Genomic DNA, 8,291 nt, shown 5'->3' with positions numbered 1-8,291 from the left:
CTGCCGTTCAGCTGCGCAACGCCACTCCAGGCCGTGTCTACTTCGATGCGAAGAAGGCCGCGGGCAAGACCTCGATGGAAGCCATGCGCGCACTCAAACGACGACTATCCAATGTGGTTTATCGCCGGATGGTGCACGACCAGCAGACCAGGCAAGCGGCAGGCCCGGGAGGGCACTCCGGGACGACTCGCCAGTCCAGCGTGACCGACCTACCCCCGGACATCGGCTCTTCGGACAAGCCACAACCCGGACCCACCACAACCCAGCCTAACCCCCACTTCCCAGCCGCCTCTTGACATAAAGGGGAGCCATGGGAGGAGCCGGAGCTGTTCAGCCGGGAGATCCGTGCCGCGTTCCGTTCACTTCGGAACCGGTGAGCCGGTGGCCCGGCACCGCCAAAGCGATGCCGGGCCACCGTGGGTGACCTGCCGTTCGGCCGGAGGTGTACAGCTGCTTCACCGCCTCGGCGGTCAGCGACCAGTCCGGTCTACTTGCGGCCGAGCGAAGCCATGAACTCGACCAGGAAGTCGCGTGTGGACTCCGCGGACCAGATCTCGATCACAGCTGGATCGTCGAGGGCACGCAACGACTCGATGCGCTGCACTGCCGGTTGCTGGAGCTGCTTCTTGCTCAGTGCATAGACTTCCGCCGCGACCGTGGCGAGTTTCTCCGCTTGGCCGAGCGCGACAGTCATCAGGTCCTCGGGGATGACGGCCCGGTCGACCAGGCCGATGGCGGCCGCATCGGCTGGGCTGATTGTCTTCGCTGTCAGGACAAGCGATGAGACTGCGGCGGATGCGTGCCGCATGATCTCCAGCGGTACGGTCGGAAAGGGCACTCCGGCGGCCAGTTCGGTGAGCCCGATCGTACCGCCGGACATCAGCGTCACATCCGCGGCCGCGGCGAGGACACATCCACCAGCGAGCGCGTGGCCGTTGACCGCGGCGACGGTCGGTTTGGGGTGCGTGAACCAGGCGAAAGCCGCGGTGCTGAGCGCTGGGATGAACTCCTGGGCGTAGCCGGCGCCGCCGTCGATGATCCGCTTCAGGTCCACCCCCGCGGAGAAGCACCTGCCCGCGCCGGTCAGCACCACCGCGCGGGCGTCGGCGACCTGTGCCAACACGTTCGGCAGCTCGGTCAGGATCTCCAGGTCCAGCGCGTTCACCGGACCGTGGCTCAGCGACAGGATCGCCACGCCGTTGTGGTCAGTCACCTCGATCATTGACCCATCTTGGCGCACGGGGGTGCGGCGCGTGTGTGAGCCGCGCTTCATACTGATCAGCATGACCCGGCAGCCTCGCCTTGAGATCGAGTACTGCACCCAGTGCCGCTGGCTGTTGCGCGCGGGGTGGACCGCACAGGAACTGCTGACCACCTTCACCGTCGAACTCGGCGAGGTCGCGTTGATCCCCGGGACGGGCGGTGTCTTCGACGTCCGGCTCGACGGTGACACGCTGTGGTCACGTGCGGAGCAGGGCGGTTTCCCTGAGCTCGCCGAGCTCAAGCGTCTGGTGCGGGACCGGATCGCCCCCGACAGGGACCTCGGGCACACGGACCGGCGCGCGTCGACCTGACCACGCGTTGAAGGCGATCACGCCGGTGACAACCAGGACCAGGCTGCCGTCGCAGGGCAAGCGTCGCTAGGGTCGCGCCATGGGGATTGAGGACGTGCACGCGTGGCTCCGCGATTCCGATCCGGCGTTACGGTGGCAAGCCGAGCGTGATCTCGTCGGCGAGCCAGCCGAGATATGGGAGGCGACAAGAGCGCGGATCGGGACCGAAGGGTTCGGTGCCCGTCTGCTGGCCCTGCAGGACGCCGACGGCCAATGGGCGGGCGGTGCGTTCTTCCCCGCGGGCTTCGACTTCGCCACCATCGAACAGACCGGGCAGCCCTGGATGGCGACCACGTGGACGCTGAACTCCCTGCGGGAATGGGGGCTTGACCCTGCGGTCCTCAAAGGCACGGCCGACCTGATCGCTCAGAACAGCCGTTGGGAGTACGACGACCTGCCGTACTGGGGTGGCGAGGTCGACTGCTGCATCAACGCGTGGACGCTCGCGAACGGCCTGTGGCTCGGCGCGGACGTCACTGGCATCGCCGACTGGTTCGTGGAGCATCAGCTGGCCGACGGCGGATGGAACTGCGAATGGGTGGAAGGCTCGAAACGGTCGTCGTTCCATTCGACGCTGAACTCCCTCAAGGGATTGCTCGCCTACGACATCGCGACCGGAGGCACCCCGGCGACGCGTGCCGTCCGGCGTTCAGGTGAGGAATACCTGTTGCAGCGCGGGCTTTTCCGCCGCCTGTCGACGGGTGAGCCGGTGGGGCCGTGGATCGACCACTTCGGCTACCCGTTCCGCTGGCGCTACAACGTGCTCAACGCGGCCGACTACTTCCGCCAGGCGGCGGTGTTCGACGGCGTGCGGCCAGACCCACGGATGTCTGATGCGATCTCGTTGATCCGTGCGGCCCGGCAGGCAGACGGCACGTGGCTGCAGGCTGGCCGGCCACCAGGGCAGGTGTGGTTCGAGGAAGACGTGCCCGCAGGTGAGCCTTCGAAGTGGTTGACGTTGTACGCGACGCGAGTCCTCAACTGGTGGAGTGCTTCGTGAAAATAGGTGTGAACATCCCCAACTACGGACCGGGCACCGACCCGGGAGTGCTGCGCAGCTGGGCGCAAACCGTTGAAGGACTGGGCTTCGACCTGCTGATGATGTCCGACCACATCGCGGTCACGCCGGACGTCGCCGAGAAGTATCCGGCGCCGTTCTACGAGCCGTTCACCACGCTTTCGTGGCTCGCCGGTGCGACGCGGCGGATCCTGCTCGGCACGACAGTGCTGATCGTGCCGTACCGGCATCCGCTGCTCACCGCGCGAATGGCCGCGAACCTGGCCGACCTCAGCGGCGGCCGGTTCATCCTCGGTGTCGGCGTGGGCTGGGCCGAGCAGGAGTTCGACGCGTTGGGCGTGCCGTTCAAGCAGCGCGGCAAGCTCACCGACGAGCACCTGCGAGCGGTGCGGACCGCGTGGCAGCAGGAAGACGACTACCGCAGCGGCCGGATCCCCATCTGGGTCGGCGGCAACAGCGCGGCCGCCGTCCGGCGGTCAGTCCGGCTCGGGGACGTGTGGCATCCGCTGCGGTGCAAGGCGTCCTGGTTGGGCGAAGCCGCTGAGTGGTTGAAGTCCGTTGCGGCACAGGAAGGTCTTCCGGTTCCCGGGCTGGCGCCGCGGATCGTGCTTCGACCGTCCGATGAGCCGGTGACAGGCGAGGACCGGCTCGCCGGTGAAGGTGACCTCGAGCAGATCGTCGGGGACCTCGCCACGCTGCGGTCGCTCGGCGCTGAAGCCGTGCTGCTCGACACGTTCGGCGGCGACCCCGAGGAACTGAAGCACCCGGAGCAGGCATGGCGTGATCTCGCGGCGGTGGCTGCGGGCTGGAGGGAACAGACGTGAGCACCGCGTTGGTGATCGTGGACATGCAGGAAGTGCTGATGCCGCTGGTCTGGCGCGGCGACGAACTCGCGGGCCGGATCGCGTCACTCGCCCGCAAGGCACGCGAAAGCGGTGTCCCAGTGGTCGCGCTGCAGCAGATCGGCCCGAGCGGGTCGATGTTCGATCCGGAGTCGTCGGGCGCACAGCTCGCCGCCCGCCTCGATCTGCAACCGACCGACGTGGTCATCCGCAAGACCGCGACGGACGGCTTCTACGGCACGAACCTCGCCGCAATGCTCCTCGAGCGGGACGTGGACACCGTTGTGCTCACCGGTGTCGCCACCGACTACTGCGTCGACGCGACAGCGCGCTCGTCGTTGAGCCACGGGTTGGACGTCGTGCTGGTCGGCGATGGACACGCACCAGCGGCAGACGGTGATCCCGACGCAGGCCTGAGTGCCGAACAGATCATCGACCGGCACAACAGGATTCTCAGCACCGCGGTGCATCCCGGTGGAGAGGTGAGCGTACGGCCAGCGGCCGAAGTAGAGGCGGCATGGACGACAAGGTGATCAACACGGTCGCACTGATCCATGTCCAGGACCGCAAGGCTTTGCTGGTTCGCCCGCGCCAGAAGCTCGCGTTCTACCTGCCAGGCGGCAAGCTGGATCAGGGCGAGAACGACGAGGCCGCGCTGCGGCGCGAGATCCGGGAAGAGCTGGGCTGTTCAGTGGGAAGCCTGCATGGCTACGACACGTTCGAGGACCAGGCCTACGGCGAACCCGAAGGCACACGGGTCTGGATCGCCTGCTACTTCGGCGAGCTGGACCGCCAGCCGGCGCCGATGGGGGAGATCGCCGAAGTCGCCTGGTTCAGCCACGAGGAATACGCCGCCATGCCCAACACCGCGCCCGCGGCACTCAGGATCTTGCTCGATCTGCGAGGCCGGGCCCTGATCACGTAGTCACGAGACCGGTTGGACGTCCTTCTGAGGCGTTGGCGGCACGGTGATCGTCGTCGCGACGTCCCGGGCGCGGGCGAGTTGGGCGACTCCGTAGCCGCTGAGCAGGCCGCAGATGACTGCGAGCGCGATTTCGAGGTTGCTGGTGGCGAGATTCTCGCCGAGCAGCGCGACGCCGATGATCGTGGCGGAAGCAGGGTTCACGAGGTTGGTCACAGCCAGTGGTGCGCTGAGGCCGTTGCGGTACGAGCGCTGCGTCAGGATGGTCGCGACGATCGCGAAGGTCGCGACCGCGACCATGGCGAGGATCGTCGTGGGCCATAACAATGCGTCGGCCCCACTGTCGCCCACGGTGACAACGAGCGTCTGGCATAAGGCCGAGCAGACGCTGAACGCCACGCCGCCCGCGACGGCTTCCCATAAGGTCGACGCCCCTGGGCGCCTGCCGAGGAAGCCGAGCACGGTGACGAAGACAACAGTTCCGATGATGAGCGCGATGAGCTCGAACGAAGTGAGCGTGTCGGCCTTGCCGGAGGTCGTGATGATCAGCGCGAGACCGGTCAGGCCGAGCACCGTGTAGGTCATGCCGGTCAGTTCGAGCCGGGTTGGCTTGCGTCGTGCGGTCAGCGCTGCCAACGGGACAGCGATCACGAGCGTGAGCACGCCCAGCGGCTGGATCAGGGACAAAGGACCGAAGTTCAGCGAGGCGACGTGCAGCGCCGCACCGAGTCCATTGAGTCCGATCGCCAGCCATAACACCGGTACGCGGACAAGTTGGGCAACAGTCAGGTGCGCGTGGCGCGCTTGGATGAGAGCTGCCACGGCATACGCGATCGCGACTGCGACACACAGCACGATCGCAATGATCAAGTCAGTCATAGCCCCAGTCGTCGCCCAATCTCAACGGAACGGGTGTGTTCAGCCGTCCTTGAGTGGACGCGCGGAGATCCCTCACCCCCGAGCGTACCGGCTTTGCGGATCTTGGGTGACCGATCGGGAAACTATTGCTTACGGAGTCCAGGGCGCGGCGACCGCCCAGCTGACATCTGCGGCGTACGAAACGGGGTTGTCGAACACCTGGGCGCCTCCGTTGGAAGCAACCCACACCTCGGCGTTGTAGTGCCGCATGTTCGTACCCAGTTCGTTGATCGACGCCAGCCTGACACTGCCCGGGGTTGCTCCAGGCTGCGCGCAGAACGTCGCGTCCCGGCGGTACAGATCCGTGTTCTCCGACGGGTTCAACCGGACGCGGAAATCCGCGTGCCGCAGGTAGCGGCCGGCGATGTTGCGCGCTTCGAAGGAGTAACACGAAGAGTCGGCCAGTCCTGGCCGGATGTAGAACGTCGCGTCGGCCTTGAGCAACGGCGCGCTGCCGCTGGTCACCACATCGGTGCGGGCCAGGCTGTCCTGGTGGCGCAGGAACCGGTCGGTGAAGCCGGGAGTGGTCACCTGCAACGACCGTGCCGAGTTCACCGGCAGCGAGAATCCGCTGCGCCACCATCCGATCGTCGCGGCCCACGTGGTGTCCGCGGCGAAGGTCGTCGCGGTGTCCCACGGGTTGGGGCCGCCCTGCCGGGCCAGGTAGACGTTCTCGTTGAAATGCCTGATGAACGATCCCGGGGCGTCGTGTGATTCCAACGCGGTCGCGCCGAGACCCGGCCGGGCGCAGAAGGTCGCGTTGCCCGCGAACGCCGCCGTGCCGTCGTTCGGGTCTTTCCGGATCACGGAGTTGGCGTGCCGCAGGTACTCACCGGGGAAGTTGCGGGACTCGAAGGACAGACAGGACGGGTTGGCCAGACCGGGCCGCGCCCAGAACGTGCTGTCCTGTTTGAGCAGGTCAGGGCTGGTGTTGGTGACCACGTCGGTGCGCGTGACGCTGTCCTGGTGCCGCAGGTAGCGGTTGGTGAGCCCGAACGTGGTCACCTTGAGCGAGATCAGTTCGTCCCGGCCGACCTCGGTCCCGTTGGCCTTCGCCAGCACCTCCTGGTTGACCTGGCGCACCCGGGCCTCGGTCATCTTCATGATCCGGCGGTCGTAGGTGAAGAACCCGTTGATTTCGTTCTCCACGTCGTACGGTTGCGTGTAGACCGAGGCCGACAGCCCTCTGCTGTGCACGAACCGGCCGACCTCACGGGTGATCTCGACATACCGGTTGGTCAACGAGTTCTCGTCCGGATACAGCGGGCCGTAGGCGCCTCCGGCACCCGGTTGCCACTCGTGCCCGACGATCCGCCGCCCGAGGCCGCCGTATTCGCCGAGCACCGCCACCCGCGTCTGCGTCGGCGGCCGTGTGCCGCTGGACATCTGGTAGGCGTGGTCGTCGATCACGTCACCGTTGGGTGGCTCCGGGTCCGAGATGCAGCAGTTGGAGCCGGAGTTGTGGTTGATCAGCCTGGTCGAGTCGTTCGCCCTGACCAGGTTGACGATGCGCTCGTTGTCGTACTCACCCCAGCCCTCGTTGAACGGGACCCACTGCACGATCGACGTGATTCCCTTGAGCTGATTGATGATCCGGGGTACTTCCGCTTCGAAGTTCGCGCGGCCGGCGGCGGGCGGATCGGCGACGGGGGCCAACGACGGCATGTCCTGCCAGACCAGCAGACCGAGCCGGTCGGCCCAGTAGAACCACCTGGCCGGTTCGACCTTGATGTGCTTGCGGACCATGTTGAAGCCCATGGCCTTCTGCCGTTCCAGATCGAACCGCAGCGCTTCGTCCGTCGGCGCGGTGTAGATCCCGTCCGGCCAATATCCCTGGTCGAGGGTGCCCAGTTGGTAGACGAACTTGCCGTTCAACATCGGGCGGAGCGCGCCGCCGATCACGGCTTTGCCCAACGACCGCATACCGAAGTAACCCGTCACGACGTCACCGCCGGTGAGCATGGTCACGCGTAGGTCGTAGAGGAACGGGTCGTCCGGCGACCACAAACGGGCGTTCGGCACCGGGATCCTGATGTTCGTCCCGGTGGTGCCGGTCATGCTGCCGACGACCGTGCCGCCGGTCAGCACCTCGGCCCGCACCTGCTGCCCAGCCGTGCCCTGGACGACGAGGTCGAGGGCGCCTAGCGGCACGTTCGGCGTGGTGTCCAGGCGTGTGATGTTGTTGGCGTGCACCGGTTCCAGCCACACCGTCTGCCAGATACCGGACGCCGGGGTGTAGAAGATCCGGTCCGTGGAGTTGAGGCGCTGTTTGCCGACCGGGAACGCGCCGCCGTCGACCGGCGAGTACGCCCCCACGATGATCTCGTTCGAGCCCGCGCGCAGGGCATTGGTGATGTCGAACGAGAACGCGTCGTAACCGCCGGTGTGCGTGCCGACCTGGGTGCCGTTCACCCAGACCCGGGCCTCCCACGTGACAGCGCCGAAGTTCAGCCGTACCCGGCGCCCGTCCCATGTGGACGGCACGGTGAACGTGCGCCGGTAGTACATGTAGTTCTCGTGCCGCATGATCCCGGACAACGCGGATTCGATCGGGTACGGCACCAGCACACCTTCCGGCAGCGTCCGTCCGATCGGCGGGGTGTTCAGGTTCGGTGCGCCGCTGAACTCCCATACGCCGTTGAGGTTCTGCCAGTCCGCCCGGACCATCTGCGGGCGCGGGTATTCGGGCAGGGCGTTGGCAGGGGAGACCTGGCTGGTCCATGGCGTGGTCAGCGGCGGTGTCTTGGGCACCCACGTGGCCGCGGCCGCCTGCGGCGCGGTGACCAGCGTGGCGGTCAGGAATAAGCCGGTCAGTGCACTGATCAGCAGACGGCTGGGCCTGGTCATCACGTCCCCCTTGACGTCGTCCGGTGCGCCCGATCGTAGCGGCATTACAACGTTGTGCCAACGTTGTAAAAGACGATCATCACCGTGGTGACTTGACAACGTGGGGACAATAAAAAATTGGCGCGCCCACC

At 66.6% G+C, this 8,291-nt stretch carries 8 protein-coding genes and 1 pseudogene; 6 read left to right on the top strand and 3 right to left on the bottom strand.

Going from position 1 to position 8,291, the window contains the following annotated elements; genetic code table 11:
• Positions 1-296, top strand: a pseudogene (locus tag B9C43_RS58425) (IS110 family transposase); the annotation flags it as partial.
• Between the two features lie 191 nt (positions 297-487).
• On the opposite strand, the gene B9C43_RS09485 reads toward B9C43_RS58425, so the two are convergent.
• Complete coding sequence (locus B9C43_RS09485) at positions 488-1,222, bottom strand: enoyl-CoA hydratase/isomerase family protein (RefSeq protein ID WP_084425496.1); 735 nt, start codon at positions 1,220-1,222, stop codon at positions 488-490.
• A 61-nt stretch (positions 1,223-1,283) separates the two neighbouring features.
• On the opposite strand from B9C43_RS09485, the gene B9C43_RS09480 reads away from it, so the two are divergent.
• The 5 genes from B9C43_RS09480 to B9C43_RS09460 all read left to right on the top strand — a co-directional run bounded on the left by B9C43_RS09480 (position 1,284) and on the right by B9C43_RS09460 (position 4,398).
• Positions 1,284-1,574: an Rdx family protein gene (locus B9C43_RS09480; RefSeq protein WP_084425688.1), complete on the top strand. Its 291-nt coding sequence runs from the start codon at positions 1,284-1,286 to the stop codon at positions 1,572-1,574.
• Positions 1,575-1,653: 79 nt separating this feature from the next.
• Positions 1,654-2,613, top strand: a complete 960-nt coding sequence (locus B9C43_RS09475) for a prenyltransferase/squalene oxidase repeat-containing protein (RefSeq protein WP_084425495.1) — start codon at positions 1,654-1,656, stop codon at positions 2,611-2,613.
• On the top strand, positions 2,610-3,455 hold the full coding sequence (locus B9C43_RS09470) for an LLM class flavin-dependent oxidoreductase (RefSeq protein ID WP_084425494.1): 846 nt from the start codon (positions 2,610-2,612) through the stop codon (positions 3,453-3,455). Before B9C43_RS09475 ends, B9C43_RS09470 begins: the two co-directional genes overlap by 4 nt.
• Entirely contained in the window at positions 3,452-4,006 is a 555-nt protein-coding gene (locus B9C43_RS09465; RefSeq protein ID WP_084425493.1) for an isochorismatase family protein, read from the top strand. Before B9C43_RS09470 ends, B9C43_RS09465 begins: the two co-directional genes overlap by 4 nt.
• Complete coding sequence (locus B9C43_RS09460) at positions 3,991-4,398, top strand: NUDIX hydrolase (RefSeq protein WP_084425492.1); 408 nt, start codon at positions 3,991-3,993, stop codon at positions 4,396-4,398. Before B9C43_RS09465 ends, B9C43_RS09460 begins: the two co-directional genes overlap by 16 nt.
• On the opposite strand, the gene B9C43_RS09455 is transcribed toward B9C43_RS09460, so the two are convergent.
• Positions 4,399-5,274 (bottom strand): DMT family protein, encoded by an 876-nt coding sequence (locus tag B9C43_RS09455; RefSeq protein WP_084425491.1) that lies wholly within the window; start codon positions 5,272-5,274, stop codon positions 4,399-4,401.
• Positions 5,275-5,403: 129 nt separating this feature from the next.
• Positions 5,404-8,205 carry an AbfB domain-containing protein gene (locus B9C43_RS09450; protein WP_235038511.1) on the bottom strand — a complete coding sequence of 934 codons (2,802 nt, stop codon included), beginning with the start codon at positions 8,203-8,205 and terminating at the stop codon, positions 5,404-5,406.
• Between the last annotated feature and the right edge of the window lie 86 nt (positions 8,206-8,291).

It is taken from the genome of Kibdelosporangium aridum (genome assembly GCF_900176515.1).
Lineage (GTDB): Bacteria > Actinomycetota > Actinomycetes > Mycobacteriales > Pseudonocardiaceae > Kibdelosporangium > Kibdelosporangium aridum.
The sequence above is the reverse complement of the archived record's forward strand: the minus strand, read 5'-3'. Positions and strand labels throughout refer to the sequence as shown.